General features: G+C 70.0%; 16 protein-coding genes and 2 pseudogenes. 6 read left to right on the plus strand and 12 right to left on the minus strand.

What is annotated here, in order from left to right; translation table 11 throughout:
• Positions 1–120: 120 nt before the first annotated feature.
• The 3 genes from ACFC8N_RS17960 to ACFC8N_RS17970 all read right to left on the minus strand — a co-directional run bounded on the left by ACFC8N_RS17960 (position 121) and on the right by ACFC8N_RS17970 (position 5,784).
• Positions 121–2,583 (minus strand): SpoIIE family protein phosphatase, encoded by a 2,463-nt coding sequence (locus ACFC8N_RS17960; RefSeq protein ID WP_376288737.1) that lies wholly within the window; start codon positions 2,581–2,583, stop codon positions 121–123.
• A 177-nt stretch (positions 2,584–2,760) separates the two neighbouring features.
• A complete protein-coding gene (locus ACFC8N_RS17965; RefSeq protein WP_376288738.1) occupies positions 2,761–5,187 on the minus strand; it encodes an MFS transporter in 2,427 nt (808 codons plus the stop codon).
• A gap of 153 nt (positions 5,188–5,340) precedes the next feature.
• Positions 5,341–5,784: an SRPBCC family protein gene (locus ACFC8N_RS17970; RefSeq protein WP_356030515.1), complete on the minus strand. Its 444-nt coding sequence runs from the start codon at positions 5,782–5,784 to the stop codon at positions 5,341–5,343.
• A 149-nt stretch (positions 5,785–5,933) separates the two neighbouring features.
• Between ACFC8N_RS17970 and ACFC8N_RS17975 the strand changes: the two are divergent.
• From ACFC8N_RS17975 to ACFC8N_RS17990, 4 genes and pseudogenes are all read left to right on the plus strand, one after another.
• Positions 5,934–6,203 (plus strand): annotated as a pseudogene (locus ACFC8N_RS17975) (radical SAM protein); the annotation flags it as partial.
• A 35-nt stretch (positions 6,204–6,238) separates the two neighbouring features.
• The gene (locus tag ACFC8N_RS17980; RefSeq protein ID WP_376288739.1) at positions 6,239–6,445 is read left to right on the plus strand and encodes a hypothetical protein; all 207 of its coding nucleotides are present in this window, start codon (positions 6,239–6,241) and stop codon (positions 6,443–6,445) included.
• Between the two features lie 62 nt (positions 6,446–6,507).
• Positions 6,508–6,663, plus strand: a pseudogene (locus ACFC8N_RS17985) (IS256 family transposase); the annotation flags it as partial.
• A 236-nt stretch (positions 6,664–6,899) separates the two neighbouring features.
• Positions 6,900–7,142 carry a DUF5302 domain-containing protein gene (locus tag ACFC8N_RS17990; RefSeq protein WP_053663526.1) on the plus strand — a complete coding sequence of 81 codons (243 nt, stop codon included), beginning with the start codon at positions 6,900–6,902 and terminating at the stop codon, positions 7,140–7,142.
• A gap of 702 nt (positions 7,143–7,844) precedes the next feature.
• On the opposite strand, the gene ACFC8N_RS17995 is transcribed toward ACFC8N_RS17990, so the two are convergent.
• Complete coding sequence (locus ACFC8N_RS17995) at positions 7,845–9,530, minus strand: ribonuclease J (protein ID WP_376288543.1); 1,686 nt, start codon at positions 9,528–9,530, stop codon at positions 7,845–7,847.
• 609 nt (positions 9,531–10,139) lie between these two features.
• Between ACFC8N_RS17995 and ACFC8N_RS18000 the strand changes: the two genes are divergently transcribed.
• Positions 10,140–10,343: a cold-shock protein gene (locus ACFC8N_RS18000; protein ID WP_364829291.1), complete on the plus strand. Its 204-nt coding sequence runs from the start codon at positions 10,140–10,142 to the stop codon at positions 10,341–10,343.
• Positions 10,344–10,602: 259 nt separating this feature from the next.
• On the opposite strand, the gene ACFC8N_RS18005 is transcribed toward ACFC8N_RS18000, so the two are convergent.
• The 7 genes from ACFC8N_RS18005 to ACFC8N_RS18035 all read right to left on the minus strand — a co-directional run bounded on the left by ACFC8N_RS18005 (position 10,603) and on the right by ACFC8N_RS18035 (position 19,176).
• Positions 10,603–11,508 carry a quinone oxidoreductase gene (locus tag ACFC8N_RS18005; RefSeq protein ID WP_376288789.1) on the minus strand — a complete coding sequence of 302 codons (906 nt, stop codon included), beginning with the start codon at positions 11,506–11,508 and terminating at the stop codon, positions 10,603–10,605.
• Positions 11,509–11,602: 94 nt separating this feature from the next.
• Positions 11,603–13,744: a malate synthase G gene (locus ACFC8N_RS18010; RefSeq protein WP_376288740.1), complete on the minus strand. Its 2,142-nt coding sequence runs from the start codon at positions 13,742–13,744 to the stop codon at positions 11,603–11,605.
• Positions 13,731–14,273, minus strand: coding sequence for a hypothetical protein (locus ACFC8N_RS18015; RefSeq protein WP_356035358.1), 543 nt, complete (start codon positions 14,271–14,273; stop codon positions 13,731–13,733). Before ACFC8N_RS18015 ends, ACFC8N_RS18010 begins: the two co-directional genes overlap by 14 nt.
• Positions 14,267–15,406 (minus strand): alpha-hydroxy acid oxidase, encoded by a 1,140-nt coding sequence (locus tag ACFC8N_RS18020; protein WP_376288741.1) that lies wholly within the window; start codon positions 15,404–15,406, stop codon positions 14,267–14,269. Before ACFC8N_RS18020 ends, ACFC8N_RS18015 begins: the two co-directional genes overlap by 7 nt.
• Positions 15,403–16,455: a 4-hydroxyphenylpyruvate dioxygenase gene (hppD, locus tag ACFC8N_RS18025; RefSeq protein WP_369393070.1), complete on the minus strand. Its 1,053-nt coding sequence runs from the start codon at positions 16,453–16,455 to the stop codon at positions 15,403–15,405. Before hppD ends, ACFC8N_RS18020 begins: the two co-directional genes overlap by 4 nt.
• A gap of 478 nt (positions 16,456–16,933) precedes the next feature.
• Positions 16,934–18,124, minus strand: a complete 1,191-nt coding sequence (locus ACFC8N_RS18030) for an MFS transporter (RefSeq protein WP_376288742.1) — start codon at positions 18,122–18,124, stop codon at positions 16,934–16,936.
• Complete coding sequence (locus tag ACFC8N_RS18035; protein WP_376288743.1) at positions 18,121–19,176, minus strand: Glu/Leu/Phe/Val dehydrogenase dimerization domain-containing protein; 1,056 nt, start codon at positions 19,174–19,176, stop codon at positions 18,121–18,123. The genes ACFC8N_RS18030 and ACFC8N_RS18035 overlap by 4 nt, the downstream gene beginning before the upstream one ends.
• 202 nt (positions 19,177–19,378) lie before the next feature.
• Here ACFC8N_RS18035 and ACFC8N_RS18040 point away from each other — a divergent pair, with 202 nt between their 5' ends.
• Positions 19,379–20,629: a PucR family transcriptional regulator gene (locus tag ACFC8N_RS18040; protein WP_376288744.1), complete on the plus strand. Its 1,251-nt coding sequence runs from the start codon at positions 19,379–19,381 to the stop codon at positions 20,627–20,629.
• A 66-nt stretch (positions 20,630–20,695) separates the two neighbouring features.
• Here the strand turns inward: ACFC8N_RS18040 and ACFC8N_RS18045 are convergent, their stop codons facing one another.
• Complete coding sequence (locus ACFC8N_RS18045; protein WP_376288745.1) at positions 20,696–21,094, minus strand: integrase; 399 nt, start codon at positions 21,092–21,094, stop codon at positions 20,696–20,698.
• Between the last annotated feature and the right edge of the window lie 85 nt (positions 21,095–21,179).

Genomic DNA, 21,179 nt, shown 5'->3' on the forward strand with positions numbered 1-21,179 from the left:
GAGATGTGCGGGCGCCCCGGGCGTGCCGGGGGCGCGCGAGGTCAGGGCGCACGCCCCTCCCCGTTCACCCTGCCCCGTTCGCCCTTCCTCGGTTCGCCGCTCCTCCGGTTCGCCCCTCGCTCACGTCCCTGCCGTGATCGTCTGCTCGAACCAGACCGTCTTGCGGTGCCCGCTCGCCGTGGCGCCCCATTCGCGGGCCAGCCGGCTGACCACACGCAGCCCGCGGCCTGCCTCGTCGTACGGGCCGGCGCCGAGCATGGCGGGCAGGGCGGGTTCGTCGTCGGTGACCTCGAAGAGGAGGGCGTCGGCGAGGATCACCCGCAGACCGACCGGCTCACTCCCCGCGTGCCGGACGGCGTTGGTGACGACCTCGCTGACCAGCAGCTCGGCCGTGTCCACCGCCTGCGGCAGCCCCCAGTCGAGCAGTTGGGCACGCACCAGGCGGCGGGCGCGGGCCACCTCGCGCGGATCGGGGTCGAGGCGCCACTCGGCGACATGGTCACCGGGGATGCCGTTGAGGCGGGCCATCAGCAGGGCGACGTCGTCCTTGCGGCCGCCACGGGTGTTGAGAGCCCGGATGATGGTGTCGCAGGCGTCGTCCATGGAGGCGGCCGGGTGCGCGGCGGACTCGCACAGCGCGGCGAGGCCCTCACCGATGTCGCAGCCGCGGACCTCGACCAGGCCGTCGGTGCACAGCACCAGCCGGTCGCCGGGTCCGACCGCGATCCGGAGGGACTCGAACGCGACGCCGCCGACGCCGATGGGGGCGCCGGTGGGCAGGTCGAGCAGTTCGCTGCTGCCGTCCTCGGCGCGCACCAGGACGGGCGGGATGTGACCGGCGTTGGCGAGGTGCAGTTCGCCGCGGATGGGGTCGTAGACGGCGTAGAGGCAGGTGGCGAGGTAGTTGTCGCCGAGCCGGCGGGCGAGGTCGTCGAGGTTGCGCAGGAGCTGGGCGGGCGGGGTCTCCATCGTGGCCATGGTCTGTACGGCGGTGCGCAACTGGCCCATCATGGCCGCCGAGTTGAGGCCGTGGCCCATGACGTCGCCGACGACGAGGGCGGTGCGCGAGCCGGGCAGTTTGATGGTGTCGAACCAGTCGCCGCCGATCCGGCCGAGACGGGTGCCGGGCAGATAGCGGGTGGCCACGTCGCACCCGGCCATCCGCGGGTTCACCTGCGGCAGCATGCTGTCCTGGAGGGTGTCGGCGACGTTCTCCTGGTACGTGTACATGCGCGCGTTGTCGAGCACGAGGCCCGCGCGGGCGGCGAGCTCGGCGCCGGTGGTGCGGTCCATGTCGTCGAAGGCCGGCCGGTCGGGGCGGCGCATCAGCACCATGAAGCCGAGGACGACGTTGCGGGCCTTGAGCGGCACGATCAGCAGCGAACGCCCGCCGATGAGCGGCCGCAGGTCGCGCTTCTCGAACTCCCCCGAGATCCGCTCGGACAGCTCCTCGGTGACCCGCGGGATCAGCACCGGCTCGCCGGTGACCATGCACTTGTAGAACGGGGTGTGTTCGGGGAAGGCGAAGGCCTCGCCGACGGGCACGGTGTCGTCCCAGCGGCCGGGTTCGTCGTTGTGCTCGACCCAGACGCGGAACATCACGGTGGTGGCGTCCGGCGGGCCGTCCGGGAAGTCCTCGCCCGCGAGGACGGCGGCGCGCAGATGGGTGCCGGCGAAGTCCGCGAAGCGGGGCACGGCGGCGCTGGTGACCTCGCGGATGGTCTCGCCGAGGTCGAGGGAGGAGCCGATGCCGGAGCTGACCTCGTTGAGGAACTCCAGCCGCTCGCGCACCGCGGCGTACTCCAGGTCCGTCTCGGCGCCGGCCGGGACGAGGGGCGGTGCGGAGCGCTGCTGGGGTACGACGGCCTCGGCGTGCCGGCGGCCCGGGCGGCGGGGCACGCCCCAGTACGGGGTGACGGGCACCCGGTCGTACTGGCTGAACTCCAGGACGGGATAGCCCAGTTCGAGGACCTGGGCGACGATGCGGGAGCTGAGTCCGGGGCCCATGTTGGGCAGGATCTCGGGCAGCCGCCGGGCCAGCTCGTCGGAGGCGGGCAGTTCGGTGTGGCGGGCGAAGCCGGGCGCGATGCGCTCGGCGGTCTCGTCGTCGTAGCCGCGTTCGTCGCGCAGCCGGGTGGCGTCGGCGGCGAGCACGAGCAGCCGGGACGGGCCGGGGCCGACCAGCGGGTAGGCCCACCACAGCACGTCGAGCCGCTCGCCGGGTGCCCCGTCGTGCCCGCTCTGGCGGGCGCGGCCGGCCGTGGCGTAGCCGGTGTGCCCGTCGAGCGAGGCCTCCAGGTCCGGTCCGGGTGCGTCGTACGGCGGGTACGCGTCCCGCGTGTCGTCGCCGTGCGTGTCCTCGGCCAGGGCGCCGGAGACCGGCAGCAGGTCGGCGGCGGGCCGCCCGACGGCGTCCTCGCGGCCTACGCCGAACAGCCGCCCGGCGCCGCTGCTCCAGTGGGACACGAGGCCGGCGCGGTCGACGACGACCACGCCCAGCGGAATGCGGCCAGCGGCGGCGTCCCCCTCGCCGCGGCCGGGAGGTGTGTCCCGCGTGCTGCCACGGTCGTCGCCGAAATCCATGGCCCAGGCCCTTTCTCCCCACGGCTGTTCGCAAACGATCTGTGAAGCCTGCCACTACCGTACGGCGGGGTACGGTCGCGATGTGTGGCAATCCTGGAATTGGATTCACCGGATCGCACCGGCGCGCGGCCCGGTGCCGCGCGGGCGCCCCCCGTCGGCTCCCGCTGCGGCTGCCGGTCAGTCCTCGTGGCCCAGTTGCAGGTCACGCTCGGTGCGGCCGCCGCCCGCGACCTGGAGGACGGTGGCGACCGGCGGGTAGCCCGCGGCGATGACGGTGTACTCGCCGGAGGAGAGGTCGACGAAACGGAAGGTGCCGTCCGCTCCCGTGGTGAGGGTGTCGACGACGTTGCCCGCGGCGTCGAGGAGCGTGACGCGCGCGTCCTCCACGGGCCGTCCGCCGCTCGCCCGGACGGTGCCCCGCAGCACGGCGCCGCCCGCGAGTTCGACGTCCTGCCGGGTCTCCCGGGAGGCCTGCACGCTGATCGGGAGGGCGGCGGGGCGGTAGGCGGGGGCGCTGGCGGCCAGCGTGTACTCACCGGCGACGAGTTCGGTGATGACGTAGCCGCCCTCGCGGCCGCTGCGGGTGGTGGCGACGACCTCGCCGTGCACGTTGGTGAGCGTGACGGTGGCGTCGCGCACGGGGCTGCCGTCGGCGGTGAGGACACTGCCCGCGAGGCGTCCGGCGCCGCCGAGGACGACGTCGAGTTCGACGGGGCGTTCGCCGACGGTGACGGAGACGGCCTGTGGCTGGTGGCCGCCGGCGGCGGCGATGAGGACGTACGAGCCGGAGCCGGGTGTGCTGAGCGCGTACCGTCCGTCGTCGCCGCTCGCACCGCGGCCGATCTGCTGTCCGGCGGCATCGATGAGGGTGAGGGCCGCGCGGGGCACCACGGTGCCATCGGGGTGCTGCACGGTACCGCAGACCGGGACGCCGGCGGCGTAGGCCGAGCGGGCCTGCGGGATCGGGGGGTTCGCGGGGACGGTCACGGTCACGTGCACGGCATCGGGTTCGTGGTCCGGTTCGGCGGTGGGGTGGGACACCAGGGGTTTCTCCTTGAGGAAGAAGGCGACGAGCAGGCCGGCGACGAGCACCGGGACGAGGTAGAGGAAGATCCGGGGCATCGCGTCGGCGTAGGCGCGGATGTAGGCGTCGCGCAGGGCCGGCGGGAGCGCGTGCACGAGCTGCGGGGTGAGGGAGTCGGCGTCGGGCAGCCCGGCGCCCGCGCGCGGGGGCAGCTCCCGGCGCAGCGCGGCGGTGAGGCGGTCGGCGAAGAGGGTGCCGAAGATCGCGGCGCCGACGCTGCCGCCGATCTGCCGGAAGTAGTTGTTGGCGCTGGTGGCGGTGCCGAGGTCGGCGGGCCGTACGGAGTTCTGCACGGCGAGGACGAGGACGGGCATCACCAGGCCGATGCCGGCGCCGAGGACGGCCATCCAGATGCTGTAGTGCAGCCGGGGCGTGTCGACTTCGAGGCGCGAGAGGAGCCACATGCCGACGGCGGAGACGGCGCTGCCGAGCACGGGGAAGACCGTGTAGCGGCCGGTGCGGCTGATGAGCTGGCCGCCGATGACCGAGGCGCCGACGATGCCCGCCATCATCGGCAGCATGAGCAGGCCGGACTCGGTGGCGCTGGCGCCGTCGACCATCTGGAGGAAGGTGGGCAGATAGCTGGCGGCGCCGAACAGGGCGACGCCGATGACGAGGCCCACCAGGCCGCTGACGTTGAAGACGGAGTCGCGGAACAGCCGGAGCGGGATGAGGGGTTCGGCGGCGAAGCGCTCGGCGACGAGGAAGAGCACGGACGCGGCGAGGGCGCCCGCGCCGAGGCCGGCGATCTGCCGCGAGCCCCAGGCGTACTCGGTGCCGCCCCAACTGGTCAGCAGCACCAGGCAGGTGGAGGCGGCGGCGAGGAGCAGGGCGCCGAGGACGTCGAGGCGGCCTCGGGCGGCGGGTTTCGGGAGTTTGAGGACGACGGTGACGACGGCGAGGGTGACCAGGCCGAAGGGGACGTTGACGTAGAAGCACCAGCGCCAGGAGAGGTGGTCGGTGAAGTAGCCGCCGAGCAGCGGGCCCGCGACGGAGGCGAGGCCGAAGGCGGCGCCGATCAGGCCCATGTAGCGGCCGCGTTCGCGGGGCGGCACGATGTCTGCGATGATCGCCTGCACGCCGATCATGAGCCCGCCCGCGCCGACGCCCTGGAGCGCGCGGAAGGCGATCAGCTGGTCCATGGACTGGGCCCGGCCGGCGAGCGCGGAGCCGAGCACGAAGACCGCGATGGCGAACTGGAAGACGCCCTTGCGGCCGACCAGGTCGCCGAGCTTGCCGTACAGGGGCAGGCCGACGGTGGAGGTGAGCAGGTAGGCGGTGATCGCCCAGCTCATCCGGTCCAGGCCGTGCAGTTCACCGACGATCTTCGGCAGCGCGGTGGCGACGATCATCTGGTCGAGCGCCGCGAGGAGCAGGGCGAGCATCAGCCCGAGGAACACCAACCGCACGCGGCGTGCACCGAGTCGGGGCGCGGGTGCGGGGGCCTGCGGTGCGGCGGCGGTCTCCTGTCCGGCCGGCGCCACGGCCCGCTCCTGCTCCGCCAGAGTCGTTCCGCCCACGTGCCGCTCCTCTCGTCACACCTGCTCACATTTCCCGCGTAAGGCGTCAACTGTGAACAACTGCGGTGAGTTACGGAATCGTTCCGGGCAGGGCGGAGATGCACTCGAACCGGTGAAGGGGTCCAACACCCCTTCACCGGCGGAGCGTTGGACCTACTTCTCGACCTCGGCGGCGAGGTTGGCGAGCAGGGCGTCGTAGATCCGGCCGAGGCCCTTGGGGGCGAAGGTCTTCTCGAAGAAGCCGCCGATGCCGCCGGCGCCCTGCCAGGTGGTGGTGACGACGGCCCGGGACCTGCCCTCGCCGGCGGGGGTGACGCGCCAGGTGGTGACCATGGAGGAGTTGCGGTCCTTCTCGACCAGCTCGCCGTCGGTGGGCTCGCTGACCTCCAGCAGGCAGTCGCGCACCCGCTTGCTGGTGGCCTGGAGCTTCCAGTGGACGAGGGTGCCCTCGCCGTCGCCGCCCTCGCGGACCTCGTACTCGCTGAACTGCTCCGGCAGCAGCTTGTGCCGCGTGCCGCTGTAGTCGGCGAGGGCGTCGAACACCTTCTCCGCGTCCGCCGCGACGACCCGCTCCGTAGTGGCCTCGACCTGCGCCATTGCGTTCCTCCAGGACCTGCGTTTCTCGGGGTTGGGGCAAGCCAACCACCCCGGTGCCCGGCCCCCCAAATCGGGGGGCGTCAACACGGGCCGCACGATCATGGGAACAGGTGTTCTATTGTGTGCGGCAGTGCTACCGAGGAGGCGTCATGCGCTGGGAGAACCTCACCGTCCGGCCCGCCGCGACCGTGCAGCCGGCGGGAGCGGAGGAGCCGGCCGCGCACGGCCGGGCCGCCGAGCCCGCGCTGTTCGGCGCGGACGCCGTGGCCAGCCGCACCTTCGACACGCCCGAGTTCCGCGGGATCACCTTCCACGAGGTCCGGGCGCGCTCGGTGCTGAACCGGGTGCCGGGCGCCTCGCGCATGCCGTTCGAATGGACCGTCAATCCGTACCGCGGCTGCAGCCACGCGTGCTCGTACTTCACTGCATGACCCTATTGAGCCCGGGAGGACCGATGCTCAGCACTCCGAACGCGGACAAGGCCTGGAAAGACATGACGAGGTCATTCCCGACCCCGGAGGCGCCAGACCAGTATGCCGCCCCGGGCAAGGCGGAGAGGACGGCTTACGCCGTGCTGCTGCACGGACCGGCTGCGCGCTCAGGCGGCGCCGACGCGAGCCAGTGGCTGCTGCTGCGCGACCGCACAGCGAAGCGCCTGTAACCGACGCACCAGAAGCAGCCACACACTTCAGGAAACGCGTCAGTCGCCCAAGACGCCGTCCGGTCGAGGTGAAGGCTCCACGGGTGAACGACCGCCGCATCGAGGACGAGACGGGCGAGCGCAAGAGGTTCTCCTCGAAGATCCTGGCCCCGTGGTGCCGCAAGTCGCCCAAGGTGAGCGAGGTGCTGCCGCTGCTCTACCTGCACAGACTGTCGTCCGGAATACCGCACCAACTTGTCGGTCAGCCATCCGCGTCACAGCCCCGCCAGCGGACAAGGGATCGACAACCCTGGGCCCGGCCCGAAGCCGTCCTGCGTGCCTCACCTCCGAAGTCAACGCCTTTGGCCGCGAGAGGGATACCCGCCGAAACGGAGCAGGATGACGTTGCTGGCGCCTCGCACTGCGCCCGGCATGACAAGCTGTGCTTGCCCACCCCCGAACCCAGGAGGTCACCATGACCGCAGAGCCCGTATCTACGGAAGGTTCGGAGCCGGCTGCCCCCGAGACGTCCCCTCTGGAGCCGGACAGCGACGGCAACTACGACCTCAAGCGCAAGTTCCGCGAAGCCCTGGCGCGCAAGCGCGGTGCGCAGGCGGACGCCGCTGATGTTGCCGCCAAGTCCGATGCGTCGAAGGTACGTTCGGCGCACGGCCCGGCTGCGAGCCAGCGGTCGTTCAGGCGCAAGAGCGGCGGCTGAGTCGATGAGTACCGCGATCTAACCGCTTCACCGGCACTCGCGCTATCCACTCGCGCGTCCCGTGCAGTGGCCCGCGACGTGCGCATGCCCGTGCGCGCGTTGCGGGCGGGGCGTAGCCGGCGGACTCGCCTGGGGAAATGGCCCAGATGCGGTTGGCTCGGGTCGGTGGCGCCGCCGAACTGGAATTCCGGGATGAGGGCACTGCCTTGTCCGAGGGTGCGCGGCCGGTGGTGCGCGCCTTGCGTGCCCCTGTACCGCTGTGAAAAACGACCGCGGTTGTCCGGGGTGACGGTAGGCATCCGCGTGGCAAGGACATTCGTTCCCCGTCCTGCTGCGGCTGATCGACGAACAGTCGGTCGCGTTCCCGGCAGCGGTCGCCTTCGTGCCCAGCCACGACGTGCAGGTGCCGGCCTGCCCCGAGTGGATGCTGTCCGATCTGGTGCAACATCTGGGCGGGGTGCACCGCCGCCATGTCACCGGTTCCTCCCGCGGCTTCGGCCGCGAGTTCGCGCAGGCGGCCCTGGAGCGCGGCGACAGGGCCGTCGCCCGCAACACCGACTCCCTCGCGGACCTGCCGGTCGCCCACGGCGAGGCGATAAGCCTGGTCGAGCCCGGCGGCTTCGCCACCGTCCGGTCCGGGCGTGCCGGACCTCGATGCTCGCGGGGCTGCCACCGGAACCGACCGTGCTGCTGGGCTGTGGTTCAGGCGTCGATGATGACGGGGATGATGAGGGGCTTGCGGCGGTGGGTGCGGAACGCCCAGTTCGCGACGGCGCGGGCGAGGAGTTGTTCGAGTTGGCGTGCGTCCCCGACGCCTTCCTCGGCCGCGGTGGCCAGGGTCTTCTCGATGACGGGGATGACCGGCTCGAAGGTGGTGTCGTCGTGGACGAAGCCGCGGGCCAGGAAGTCGGGAGCCTCGGCGAGGGCGCCGGTGTCCGCGTCGACGATCGCCACGACCGTGACCACGCCTTCGGCGGCGAGGGTGAGGCGGTCCTTGAGGGACGCTTCGGTGGCGCCGCCGACTTCCATGCCGTCCACGTAGACGTTGCCGGCGGGGACCTTGCCGGTGATGGACGCGCGTTTGTCGACCAGGTCGACGACGACGCCGTCCTCGGCGATGACGACCCGGTCGGGGTCGACACCGGTTCGGACGGCGAGGTCGGCGTTGGCCCGCAGGTGGCGCCATTCGCCGTGCACGGGCATGACGTTGCGGGGTTTGACGATGTTGTAGCAGTAGACGAGTTCGCCGGCGCTGGCATGCCCGGAGACGTGCACCTTGGCGTTGCCCTTGTGGACCACGTGGGCGCCCCACCGGGTGAGTCCGTTGATCACCCGGTAGATGGCGTTCTCGTTGCCGGGGATGAGGGAGCTGGCGAGCAGGACGGTGTCGTCCTTGCCGATGCGGATCATGTGGTCGCGGTTGGCCATCCGTGACAGCGCGGCCATCGGTTCGCCCTGGGAGCCGGTGCACACCAGCGTGATCTTGTGGTCCGGGAGCTTCTCCAGCTCCTTCGTGCTCACGACCAGACCGGAGGGGACCTTCAGATAGCCCAGGTCACGGGCGATGCCCATGTTGCGGACCATCGACCGGCCGACGAAGGCGACCTTGCGGCCGTGCTGGTGGGCGGCGTCCAGGACCTGCTGGATGCGGTGCACGTGGCTGGCGAAGCTGGAGACGATGACCCGGCGCGGCGCGGTGCGCATCACCTGCTCGATCGCCGGGTTCAGCTCACGCTCGGAAGTGGTGAAGCCGGGTACTTCGGCATTGGTGGAGTCGGTGAGGAACAGGTCCACGCCCTCCTCGCCGAGGCGGGCGAAGGCGCGCAGATCGGTGATGCGGTCGTCGAGAGGGAACTGGTCCATCTTGAAGTCGCCGGTGTGCAGCACCATCCCGGCCCGGGTGCGGATCGCGACCGCGAGGCTGTCGGGGATGGAGTGGTTGACCGCCACGAACTCGCAGTCGAAGGGCCCGAAACCACGCCGGTCGCCCTCCCGCACCCGCACCGTGCGCGGCCGGATCCCGTGTTCCTTGAGCTTGGCCTCCAGGAACGCCAGCGTCAGCTTGGAGCCGACGACGGGAATGTCGGACCGCTCGCGCAGCAGGTACGGCACGCCGCCGATGTGGTCCTCGTGGCCGTGGGTGAGGACCACGGCCACGATGTCGTCCAGCCGGTCCCGGATCGAGGTGAAGTCCGGCAGGATCACGTCCACGCCGGGCTGGGTCTCCTCCGGGAACAGCACCCCGCAGTCGACGATCAGCAGCTTGCCCGCATGCTCGAAGACGGTCATGTTGCGGCCGATCTCACCCAGGCCGCCCAGGGCGATGACCCGCAGCCCTCCTTCGGGAAGGGGCGGGGCGGCTTTCAGTTCAGGGTGCGGATGACTCATACCCTGACGGTACCCGGACAGCGGGACGGGGTGATCCATTGCCCGTGTGATCTCCTTCTCCCGACGGAGCGGGATACCCGCAGCGTGCCTCGGCACGATCGGATCACGCCGGCGACCGGGAACAGGCAGGGGTGAAAGCGGTACCACCTTCCGTGGCCGAACCGTTCGCCCGGTGCTGGAGAAGATCTCGTGCACCCTGTCGCGTCTTCCGGCGTTCGTCACCTCCCGGCGGGCCTCGGCGTTGGTCCACTCGAAGTGGTCGAGACGCGGGTGCCCTCGGCGCTCACGAGCAAGTGGGCCGAGAGGGCCCCGGGGCAGCTTCCTTCGCCAGGCAGACAGATGGCAGTGTCCCCGAAGCGCTCGCCGCCCCCGCCCGCCATGCCGGAACCCGATGTGATGCCCCATCGAACTCGACCCGGATGCTGGCGCGTTTTCGCTAGCGGCTTCCGTCATGCCGTTATAGCGTTTTGGTCAGCAGTCGTGGTTCCGAAGTTCCGTTCGCCCGTGATCGCCTCACGGGCGTTCTTGCTGTTCAGCGCCTCTCCGGACCAGGGCGATCACCTCCCGGTCACGCAGAGTGCGTGCCCGGTTTCCCTCAAGGAGACAGTCATGGCCAAGGGCACAGTGAAGTGGTTCAACAGCGAGAAGGGCTTCGGCTTCATCGAGCAGGAGGGCGGTGGCCCCGACGTCTTCGCCCACTACTCCAACATCGCCAGCCAGGGCTACCGCGAGCTGCAGGAGGGCCAGAAGGTCCAGTTCGACGTCACGCAGGGCCAGAAGGGCCCGCAGGCTGAGAACATCCGCCCCGCCTGATCGCGCGCCCCGGTAAGGTCCCGGCATCCCGGCTTCGGGACGCCGGGCCCTTACCGTCTGCCGCAGTGGTCAGCGGGCCAGAGCCGATCGGTGTCTCGCGTGTCCCAACGAGCCATTGCCAGGAAAAGTGCGCGGAACTGCCGGTACGACGGCGCCAGGCAGGTGACGGGGCAGTGCTACCAGATCACCGCCGAACCTCCCGCAGCCTGACGTTCAACTGCGGGAGGTTTCCACCTCAGAGTCAAGCCAAGGTCCACCATCATGCCGGCAGCAGCACGAGTGAACCGGCTGTGGCGCGGGACTCGATCGCCCGATGGGCCTGCGCCGCGTCGGGCAAGGCGTAGGTGCCACCGAACCGTATGCGCAGTATGTCTTCGGATATCGCGCTGAAGACCTCGTTCGCGCGCCACAGAACCTCAGCGCGGGTACGGACGAAGTGCGGCAGCACCGGCCGGGTCACGAACAGCGAACCCAGTTCGGCGAGACGCTGCAGATCGAACGGCGGCACTCGGCCGCTCGCGGATCCGAACAACGCGAGTGTGCCCCGCGGCCGAAGCGAGGCGAGGCTCGACTCGAAGGTGGCCGCACCGACGCCGTCGTAGGCGGCGGAGACACCTTCGCCGCCCGTCAGTTCCCGGATATGTTCGGCGAGATCGTCTCCGTATCGCAGCACGTGCCAGGCCCCGGCCTCCCGGGCGAGCTTCTCCTTCTCGTCGGTGGACACGGTGGTGATCACCTCGGCACCTCGCGCCGCGGCCCACTGCACCAGAAGCTGGCCCATGCCGCCGGCACCCGCGTGAACCAGGATCGAGTCTCCCGGCGTCGGTCGGTACACCGACTCCAAGAGGTAGTGCGCGGTCATTCCCTGCAGCAGCGCCCCACCTGCGACCTGCCAGTCGATCCCGTCGGGCACCGGCACGCACTGATCGGCCGGCACGGCCACGAGTTCGGCGTAGCTGGCCCTGCCGTACGCCCAGGCCACTCGATCCCCGACGGCGACCTCGGCTCCCTCGCCCGCCGCCACGACCTCGCCTGCTCCTTCGAGGCCCGGAACGGGGAGTTCAGCGGGGTACTCCCCTCTGCGCACGTACACGTCGCGGTAGTTCACGCCGATCGCTCTGGTCCGCACCAGCACCTCGCCCGGCGCGGGAACCGGGTCCGGCATCCGCCGGTAACGAAGGGCATCAGGGCCGCCGGGCTCGGTCACCACTACTGCGTGCACGAGGTCTCCCCTTCTCGCTCTCGTCGGTTCGGCCGCATCACGCTGTCCGGGCCTTCTGTTCGCGACGGAATCGGTACAGCACCGGTTCGGTATAGCCGTTCGGCGCCGTCGCGCCCCGGATGATCAGTTCGCGGGCCGCCTGCCACGGGAGGGAGGCTTCCCGTGCAGGGAGCAGCGGCCGGTAACCCGGTTCGTCGTGGAGGCGCTCGTCGAGGACCGCCGCCGTCCGGCGTAGACCCTCGTCCACATCCCGCACGGTGATCACGTTGTGGTGCAGCCAGTTCGCCAGCAGTTGGGTCGACATCCGTATCGTGGCGCGGTCTTCGAGTACGACGACACCGTCGAAGGCGGGCATCGGGGAACTGGCGACGGCACGCTCGACCCAGCGCACCGCATAGCCGAGAACGGTGTAGCAGTGGGCGTCCAACTCCCTCCGCAGGTCGGTGAGGGTTTCGGCGACCGGCGGGCGCAGGAGCTCGCCGAGCGAACGTCGCGGTCCGGCCGCCGCGATCTCGCGCTGCACGTCGGCGATGTCCACCTGGTGGTAGTGCACGGCGTGCAGAGTCGCGGCGACGGCGGTCGGCACCCAGGTCGTCCCCGCGCCCAGAGAGAGCTGGCCGATCTTGGACGCGAACAGGTCGCTCATCCGCTCGGGCGTGGGCCACATGCCGAGACCGATCAGTGCCCGCCCCTGAAGGCCATGGGCCAGGCAGGTGTCGACGTGCCACTGCTCGTACGCCATCTGCCAGTCTTGGGTCTTCATGGCGGTCTTGGGCACCATGGGCCCGGCCGCCATCGACGTGTGGATCTCGTCGGCAGTTCGGTCGAGCAGGCCGTTGTTGGTGGAGACGACTCGATGCCGTACCGCCTCGAGGCACGCCGCCAGGTTGACGGTGGTGCGCCGCTCCTCGTCAAGGAGACCGAGTTTCACCGTGTGATCCGGCAGTCCGAGCAAGCGCTCGATGCGGCCGAAGAGCTCATCGATGAAGGCGAACTCGTCAGGCCCGTGCAGTTTCGGCACCGCCAGATACACCGCACCGGCACGGGAGTTCACGCGGGAGGTGTCGCCCCGCAGGTCGTGCAGCGCCGCGAGGGTGGCGATCACCGCGTCGACGATGACTTCCGGCACCTCGGCGCCCTCGTGGTCGAGGATCGCGTCCGTGGTCATCAACTGCCCGACGATCCGGGCGAACAGCAGTGCCCGCCCGGGCAGCGATATGCGGCTGCCGTCCGGGGCGGTGTACCGGCGATCGGGATGCATGCCGCCACCGTGCCGCGTGGTGTAGCTGCCGCGCATCAGACGCAACCAAGCGCGGTAGACCTCGATCTTGTCCGTGACATCAACGGCAGCGACGCAGTCCTCGAAGTCCATGATCGTGGAGATCCCGGATTCCGGGACCACATCCTGGATGCCGGCCGCGTCGAGACGGCCGAACGCGCCATCCGGGTCGAACTGGATCTCGACGTGCAGGTGATGATGTTCGATCAGCACGACCGACGGCCGAGCTGGATCACCGCGGAATCCGGCCAGCCGCGCCGCAGGGGCCAGTGTGCTGAACCTGCCGTCGGCCATCTGCACGCGCAGCGCACCGTCGGCGACTTGATAGCGCGTCGATTTCGCGTGCGAGCCCTCGTCGAGCGGCGCCATCACGTCGAGAAGGCCTCGGGCGAAGTCGATGACCGCCTCGCGGCGTTCACCGGTGTCGCCCTGAGGAATCACGTCGGTCTTGTACAGGGCGCGATACAGCGATCCCCATCGGGCGTTGACCCCTTCGAGCACGAAGGGCTCGTCGACCACCGGCACCAGCAGCTGCGGACCGGCGATCCGCGTGATCTCCGCGTCCGTACCGGCGGTGTCCACGGAGAAGGGCTCCGGTGTCGCGACCAGGTAACCGATCTCGGTCAGGTACCGGCGATACGCGTCCGCGTCGAAGTCCTCGCCGCGGTGCTCGGTGTGCCAGGCGTCCACGCTGTCCTGCAGTGCGCGGCGCCGGTCCAGCAGTGCGCGATTGCGCGGCGCGAGGTCGTCGATCAGCTGCTCGAATCCGGCCCAGAACTCCCCGGCAGCCACGCCGATGCCGGGGAGAGCCTCCCGTTCCACGAAATCCCGGAACGCGCGCGCGACCCGCAGGGCCCCGATCCGGACCCACGCGTCCTCGGCGACGTCAGCGATGCTCATACAGGCACCACACCATCGTCGCCTCCAGCTTCTTCAAGATCTTCAGATTCTCGATGGATTCGACGACGTCCACCGATCCGATGCAGGCATCGACGGCCTGCTCGCTCACCAGCCGCGCGGCTTCCGGCTTCGCCCGGACCGTCGAGACCACCACGTCGGCCGGCATGTGCTCGCGCACGAACTGCAGGGTGGCCGGGTGGGACGCCGCCGAGCGGATGTCCGCGATCCCGCCGGAGAAGTCCGAATGGACCGCGACGCACATGGGCTTGGTCGGCGACTCCCAGACCCCGACCATCGTCATCGAACGCAGCTTGCTGAAATGAAGGTCGACCCAGGAGTCGATCACTGACCCGTTGTTCATGTCCAGATACCCGGCGGCGACCAGCGCCCTGCCGCCGTGTGTCTCGGAATCATCGATGGCGGCGCGGAAGGAGGGGAAGAGCTCGATATTCTCGCCCCCGATGCGGACGGCCTCCGCGTGCGCGTCCGTCCCCGACGGTCCGAGCGTCTTGATGATGCCCTTCACCATGATGCAGTCCCCGTACTGCTGGAAGCGCTGAATTCGTAGGTTGTCAGGTGGGCGGCTTCGCCGACGGTACGGCAGCCGGACAGGGCGAGATCCGTCTCGAGTTCCTCGCGCAGCAGCGACAGCACGGCGTCGACGCCCGACTCGCCGCCGACGGCGAGCCCGTAGAGGATCGGCCGCCCCAGCAGGACGCCGTCGGCGCCGCGAGCGAGGGCCTTGAGTACGTCCGAGCCTGATCGGATGCCGCCGTCGACGAGTACTTCCACCGTGTCTCCCACTGCGGCCCGGATCTCCGGCAGCACCGTGAGTCCGGGCACGGCTCCGTCGAGCTGACGCCCGCCGTGATTGGAGACCACCAGCGCGTCCACGCCCGAGCGCGTCGCCATGAGGGCGTCCTCGCCGGTCAGGATGCCCTTCACGACGAGCGGCAGCCGGGTGCGCTCCCGCAGCCATTCGATGTCGCTCCACGCCAATGAGGGGTCGAACATCACGGTGGTGTGCGAGGCGACGGCCGAACCTCCGGCCGGGGCCCGTTGCGCTCCGATCGCGGCCTCGCCGCGGAAGTGGGCGGCGTAGACGTCGGGCGGCAGCGCGAAGCCGTTGCGCTGGTCTTTGAGGCGGCGGCCCAGTCGGGGCACGTCGACGGTGAGCATGAGCGCCTGGCAGCCCGCGGCTTCGGCCCGGCTCACCAGTTCCTTCGTGGCGCCCCGATCCCGCAGCCAGTACAGCTGGAACCACAGGTCGGCACCCGACTCGGCGATGCGCTCCACCGGTGTCCCGCTGAGCATCGCCACGGTGAACGGTACGCCCGCCGTCTTCGCCGCGCGTGCGGTGGCCGCCTCGCTCTGCGGATGTACCAGCCCGTGGTAGGCCATCGGCGCGATGGCCACCGGCAGGCTCGCTTCGGTGCCGACCAGGCGGGATGCGGTCGACACATGCGATACGTCCCGCAGCATCCGCGGCGCCACGTACAGGTTGTCGAAGGCGCGCAGATTGGCCGCCACGCTCCGCTCGGCACCGCTGCCGCCGGAGATGAAATCCCAAGCGGCGGGCGATATCACGTCGCAGGCCGCGTCGGAGAACTCGGCCACGGATTGCGGCCGACTCGGTTGCCCGGCCTCCGTCACCTCCGTCACCGTTCCTCCCGCTGGCTCCGCTCCGCCTTCCTGGCCTCGAACAACGCCTTGACGTTGCCCTTGCCGAAGGTCTCGGCACCGACCCGCTCGATCACCTCGAAGAAGAAGGTGTTGCGCGGATGCGTGGAGTGCGTGAAGATCTGGAACAACTCGCCGCCGTGGTCCCGGTCGGCGAGGATGCCCAGTTCGCGCAGTTGCTCGAGCTCGTGACGGGCTACGCCGCCGAGGCGGTCCGGCAGCAGGTCGTAGTAAGCGCCCGGAGTGTCGAGGAAGTCCACCCCGCGCCCGCGCAGCTTCTGAACGGCCGTCACGATGTCCGCGCAGCTGAACGCGATGTGCTCGACCCCGGGCCCGGCGTTGTTCTGCACGAACTCCGCGATGAAGTCCAGGGACTGCCCCGGCTTCGCGGCGGACTCGACGATGGTGAACGTGACGTCGCCCGCGGCGTTGCGCACGACCTGGGAATCCATACCCTGACCGCCGACCATGGTCCGGTCCTCGAAAATCACCGAGAAACCCAGGACGGATTCATAGAACTTCACCGCGTTCCGAAGGTCGCCGGCTCCGACGAGGTAGGCGAAGTGGTCCAGCACACCGAATTCCGCAGGCACTTGCGCCGCAGACTCCGGTGCCGGGACGATGCCCGGCGGCAGTTGGCCAGGTGCGGCATCATCCGGGCGTTCGACCAGGCCGTGCTGGACATCGCCGAACGCACCGAAACCGGCGACCAGCACACCGGCGCGCTCGACCGGCTGAAGCACGGCTTCGGCGCCGTTGGCCACGGCCTCCGCGAAGGCCGCATCGACCGACGGCGTGCGCAGCCAGATGTTGGCCACGCCGTCGCCATGGGTGCGGACCCAGGTGGACACCGGGGAATCCTCGGTCAGCCCCTGGGTGAGCAGGAGCACGATGCCCCCTTGCCTCAACGCAATCGAGCGGTGGGACTGGATGCTCGCGCTCGACGTTCCCGCTATCTGGAAGACGTATTTCGACACGAGATCTTTGACGGTCGCGTCAATGTCTTCGACATAGAACTCGACGTGATCCAACCGAGCATCACGCAAAACTTGCATGGCAGCTCTCCAAACGCTTGAAGTCAACCCAGATCAGCGGGGACTTCGAATAAGCAATCCCCCAGAACGCCCCGACCTGCGGCTGACGCACCCCATTGGCAGCCGCGGCTCGGTTGAGGAGAGCCGCGGGCCCTTTATTGCTCGTTCAACTCGAACTTACAGGCCCCTCAGGCGACTTGACAATGGCCGCATTCGGCAGCACAACGGAGTCGATATTAAGTCCTTGTTTCACGGCACATCTTGTGCGCGCCGAGCAGGCAATACGTAATCGCCGGTTGCAGTTCTCGCACATCTGAGGCTTGCCATTCTGTGGATTTCACCGAACGACGGTGCCAACTATTCGGAGCCTCCGCACCCCAGGAGCAACCCTTGACACACCAGAAGCGCCTCCGCATGCGAAGGCGCTTCTGAGTAACTCTCCGGGCTGGTCCCCCTGCTCACTCCCGCGTGGTGATCACCGCGGGATCCTCGCGGGCGCCTCGCGAGCCGGCGTCTCGGCCGGTTCCGGAACGGTCCGCCGCACGGAGAGCAGCGATACGCACGCGATCAGCGCAGACAGGGCTGGAACGGCCACCGGTCCCCCCGTCGACAGGGCGAGGCCGCCGACGGCACCGCCGACGGCGACTCCCAGGAACTGCACGGAGAAGTGCACCCCCAGCGCCAGGGACCGCTGCGCGGGCGCCAGGGCGGCGATCCGTGTCTGCTGGGAGACCCCGCCGCAGCACCAGGCGGCACCCAGGCAGAACAGCGCCGGAAACGCGGCGATCGCCGCGGTGGTGCGAGCATGCCAGGCAGTGCCGACGGCAATGGCTGCGAGGAGCAGCGCCATCAGCGAGAGAGCCACGCGCAGCACCCGTGCCACGGGCACCTTGACCAGGATCCTGCCGATCGTGCGCCCGGCCAGCAACGCACCCGCACCGAAGACGATCATCAGCGCCGCGACACCCTGACTTCCCATCCCGGTCGCCCGCTCGACGATCGGCGCAAGATACGTGTAGGTGCAGTACGCGGCGAGGAAGACCCCGAAGGTGGTCAGCAGACTCCACCGGACGGCCGGGTTGCGCAGCAGTTCGGCCCGGCCGGTGCCGACGGGAGCCACCGGCACCGTCGGCAGCAAAGCCGCCAGCATCAACGCAGTGACCAGCGCCAGGACCGTGACGAACAGGAACGTACCCCGCCAGCCGAACAGTCCGCCGATCAAGGTGCCGATCGGCGCGCCCAGAGTGAGCGCCAGCGCGTTGCCGCTGGCGGTGACCGCGATCGCGTTGGGCATGTCCTGCGGACGGCACAGCGCCGCCGCGGCGGCGGCGGCCGGCGCGGCCAGCAGGGCCGCGCTCAACGCGGCCAGCACGCGCGCCGCGGCGAGCACGGCATAGTCGAGTGCGCACGCCGCGAGGGCGTTGCTGAGCGCGAAAGCCAGCATGGCCCCGATCAGCACCGACTTCGGCGGCACTCTGCGGAACGCGCCGATCAGCGGCGGCCCGCCCAGGGCGTAGACCAGCGCGAAGACCGTGACCAGCTGCCCGCACACCGACACGGACACATGCATGGAGTGCGCGACCTCCGGCAGCACGCCGGCGATGACATACCCCTCGGTGCCGACGGTGAAAGTGGCCAGGGCCAACACGTATACCCGGGGGTTCATGCCGGTTCCGGCGCGGTGGGAACCGGTGCGGCAACGCGCCGGCGCGCGAGGTCGTCGGCGGCCTGCGCGGTCGTGATCTTCGTGCGCGCGGCCGTTTCGAACAGGCCGGTCAGCGTGTCGGCGATCGACTCGATGCGCTTGACCGCTTCCTCCGGTTCGTCGCCCAGGACTTCGCGAGAGACCGCGTTGACGACACCGCCGGCGTTGGCGATGTAGTCGGGGGCCCAGAGGATCTCGCGCTCCCGCAACAGCTCCGCCACGCCGGGGTCGGCCAGTTGGTTGTTGGCCGCGCCCGCCACCGCGCCGCAGCGCAGCCGCGCCACCAGATCCCGGGTCAGCAGGCCGCCGAGCGCGGCGGGGACGAGCACGTCCACCTCGGCGGTGGCCGCCGCGTCGGGTGCGGCGAACACCGCGCCCAGTTCCGCGCCGAGGGAGCGCTTCGCCGGGTCGACGTCGCTCAGGATCAGGCCGGCTCCCGCGGCCGCCAACTGCCGGGCTATCTGCTCCCCGACGTGTCCGAGACCTATCACCGCGAATTTCCTGCCCGCCAAGGCCGGCGAGCCGAACAGCGCCAGGCAGGTCGAGCGCAGCGCGGCGACGACGCCCAGGGCCGTGAACGGCGAGGGGTCACCGCTTCCGCCGGCGGCCTGCGGTCGGCAGAACACGTGCTCGGTCCGTTCGCCGATGACCGCCATGTCGGCCGGTCCGGTACCCGCGTCGGGGCCGGTCACGTAGGCGCCGCCGAACTCCGCCACGATGTCGCCGACATCGTGCAGCGCCGCGCGGCGTTCCTCCGCGGTGAGGCTCCGCCCGGCGGGAAGGACCACGACCGTCTTGCCGCCGCCGTTCGGCAGTCCGGCGGCAGCACACTTACGGGTCATGCCCTCTGACAGGCGCAGCGCGTCGCGCAGGCCGTCCTCCCAGCTGTCGTACGCCCACATCCGGCAGCCGCCGACCGCACGGCCGAGAGCAGTGGAGTGCACTGCGACGACGATCGGCAGCCGGCTTCGCCGCCCGCGTCGCACCACGACCGATTCATGACTGAACTCCATCGGAGTCTCCACGTGTCCTCCCGTGCACCCGGATCTTCAGGACCCCTCACCGGGGCCAGGCCAGGCCCCTGCGGCGTCCGCTGTCCAGCCTGCTGACGGCCGGTCAGCGGGACCAGAACCGAATCCGAGAACTTCCCGGCACCGTTTTTGCGAAGTCCACAAAAGTGCAGCGTGCGCGTTCTTGATCTCCTATCGTCGAGGCGTGGTCGCAGCGCCGCTGCCATGCAATCGCGAGAGAGAGCACTACGAAATCCACATATCGGGAGGGGCCATGGTGGAGCCCGTGACCGAAGGGGCCGGGGCGCAGGGCGACACCGCCGCGGCGTGGCAGCCCGTCGTCGAACTCTGCGCATCACTCGCCGCAGAACTGCCCACGGTGATCCCGAGGATCGTCGACCGCATACGGCTCGAGATCCCGAGCTACAGAATCGTGGACCGCGAGCAGCAGGAACGCGACGTCACCCGTCACTACCAGGGACTGCTGACCGGCGTGGCCGCACGCCGCTCACCCACCCGCGAAGAGGTCGAGGCCGCACATGCGCTCGGAGCCGAACGCGCCGCCACCGGCCTGCCGCTGCACGCCCTCATCGAGGCCTACCACGTCGGCTACCGCGAGATGTGGAACGTACTGCTCGCGCGTGCTCAGTCGCACGACACCCAGGCCGGCGCGCAACTCCTGTCGATCGTCGGGATGGTCTGGACGTGGGTGCAGGCTTCCAGCAGCGCGGCCGCCGAGGCGTACGGCGTTGCCGTCCGCGCTGCCGATGCCACGCTCCTGAGACTGACCCACCAGTTCCTCGACGGACTTGCCACCGCCGCGCCCGCCGGCGTCGACCTCGAGCAACTGGCTGCCGCCCTCACCTTCGACCCTGCCGGCGGGTTCCAGGCGCTGTGCTCACCGGCCGAGGCCTGGACCGACGAGCGCATGATGGATCTGCGGCACCGCCGGTGGCCGGGCACGCTGCGCTGCGCGACCCGCGGCAACCTCATGATCGCCCTGGTCCAGGACATCCCGCCGCAGGCCGTGGTCGAAGCGGCCCAGCGGCAGAACCCTGACGCGAGCTTCGGCATCGGCCTGCCGCGGACCGGGCTCCCCGGCGCCGCGATGAGCATGGCGGACGCGAGAGCGGCGCTGCCCCTGGCGGATCCGGGACAGGTGAAATCCTTCGCAGACCACTGGCTGCTCGCCACCTTGGCGCCCACGGCGCAACGCTTCGCGGTGCTGCTCGAACCGCGCCGAGAGGCCGCGCAACAACACCCCGACCTGGCAGAGACCGTACTCAGGTTCGCCGAGAACGGCTTCTCGCTCACCGCGACAGCCCGCGTCCTGCACGTGCATCCGAACACTGTGAAGTACCGCCTTCAGCGCTGGCAGCAACTCACCGACTGGGATGTACGCACCTGGCACGGACTGTCGTCCACCATGATCGCGCTCGGCCTGCCGACACTCTGAAGCGCTCATCCGGCCAGGTCCGCAACTCGGTGACATTGCTCTTGCCGGAAAACTCGTCCGCGAAGGTCACGCGGCATGTTCGTACTCGTGGAGGATTCCGCCGAGGCGGTCGCGTCGTCGTACGTCGAGGTGGGCGATGGCGTCCGGGTCGGTGATCGGTCGGCAGGTCAGTACCCAGCGTTCCGTGATCGAGTTCATGCGCGGCATACGGATGCCGCTGAGTACGACCTCGATCCCCGCGTCTTCCAGGACGCTGTCGAACAACTCGGGGAACTTGCCGTCCCGGTCCCGGATGAGGAACCGTGCCCGGCAGCCCGACTCCTCAAGGTCCATGACGAGATTCCTCGCGGCCTGTACCACCCGGGAGGCGGTCGGGTGCGCGGTGGCCCCCAGGACCCGGATCCGGCGGGTCGCGTGCTCGATCACCGCGAACACGTACAGCCGCGCCCCGGTCAGGGTGACCATCTCGAAGAAGCCGCACGCCACAAGGGCGTCGGCCTGGGAACGCAGGAAAGCTGCCCACGTGCTGGAACTCCGTTCGGACGCGGGA

The organism is Streptomyces sp. NPDC055966, assembly GCF_042269865.1.
Lineage (GTDB): Bacteria > Actinomycetota > Actinomycetes > Streptomycetales > Streptomycetaceae > Streptomyces.

Excerpts from the sequence above, each read along its gene's own strand:
- ACFC8N_RS17960 (WP_376288737.1), bottom strand. The coding sequence starts at position 2,583 with ATGGATTTCGGCGACGACCGTGGCAGCACGCGGGACACACCTCCCGGC.
- ACFC8N_RS17970 (WP_356030515.1), bottom strand. The coding sequence starts at position 5,784 with ATGGCGCAGGTCGAGGCCACTACGGAGCGGGTCGTCGCGGCGGACGCG.
- ACFC8N_RS17980 (WP_376288739.1), top strand. The coding sequence starts at position 6,239 with ATGCTCAGCACTCCGAACGCGGACAAGGCCTGGAAAGACATGACGAGG.
- ACFC8N_RS17990 (WP_053663526.1), top strand. The coding sequence starts at position 6,900 with ATGACCGCAGAGCCCGTATCTACGGAAGGTTCGGAGCCGGCTGCCCCC.
- ACFC8N_RS17995 (WP_376288543.1), bottom strand. The coding sequence starts at position 9,530 with ATGAGTCATCCGCACCCTGAACTGAAAGCCGCCCCGCCCCTTCCCGAA.
- ACFC8N_RS18000 (WP_364829291.1), top strand. The coding sequence starts at position 10,140 with ATGGCCAAGGGCACAGTGAAGTGGTTCAACAGCGAGAAGGGCTTCGGC.
- ACFC8N_RS18005 (WP_376288789.1), bottom strand. The coding sequence starts at position 11,508 with ATGCCGGACCCGGTTCCCGCGCCGGGCGAGGTGCTGGTGCGGACCAGA.
- ACFC8N_RS18010 (WP_376288740.1), bottom strand. The coding sequence starts at position 13,744 with ATGAGCATCGCTGACGTCGCCGAGGACGCGTGGGTCCGGATCGGGGCC.
- ACFC8N_RS18015 (WP_356035358.1), bottom strand. The coding sequence starts at position 14,273 with ATGGTGAAGGGCATCATCAAGACGCTCGGACCGTCGGGGACGGACGCG.
- ACFC8N_RS18030 (WP_376288742.1), bottom strand. The coding sequence starts at position 18,124 with ATGAACCCCCGGGTATACGTGTTGGCCCTGGCCACTTTCACCGTCGGC.
- ACFC8N_RS18035 (WP_376288743.1), bottom strand. The coding sequence starts at position 19,176 with ATGGAGTTCAGTCATGAATCGGTCGTGGTGCGACGCGGGCGGCGAAGC.
- ACFC8N_RS18045 (WP_376288745.1), bottom strand. The coding sequence starts at position 21,094 with ATGGTCACCCTGACCGGGGCGCGGCTGTACGTGTTCGCGGTGATCGAG.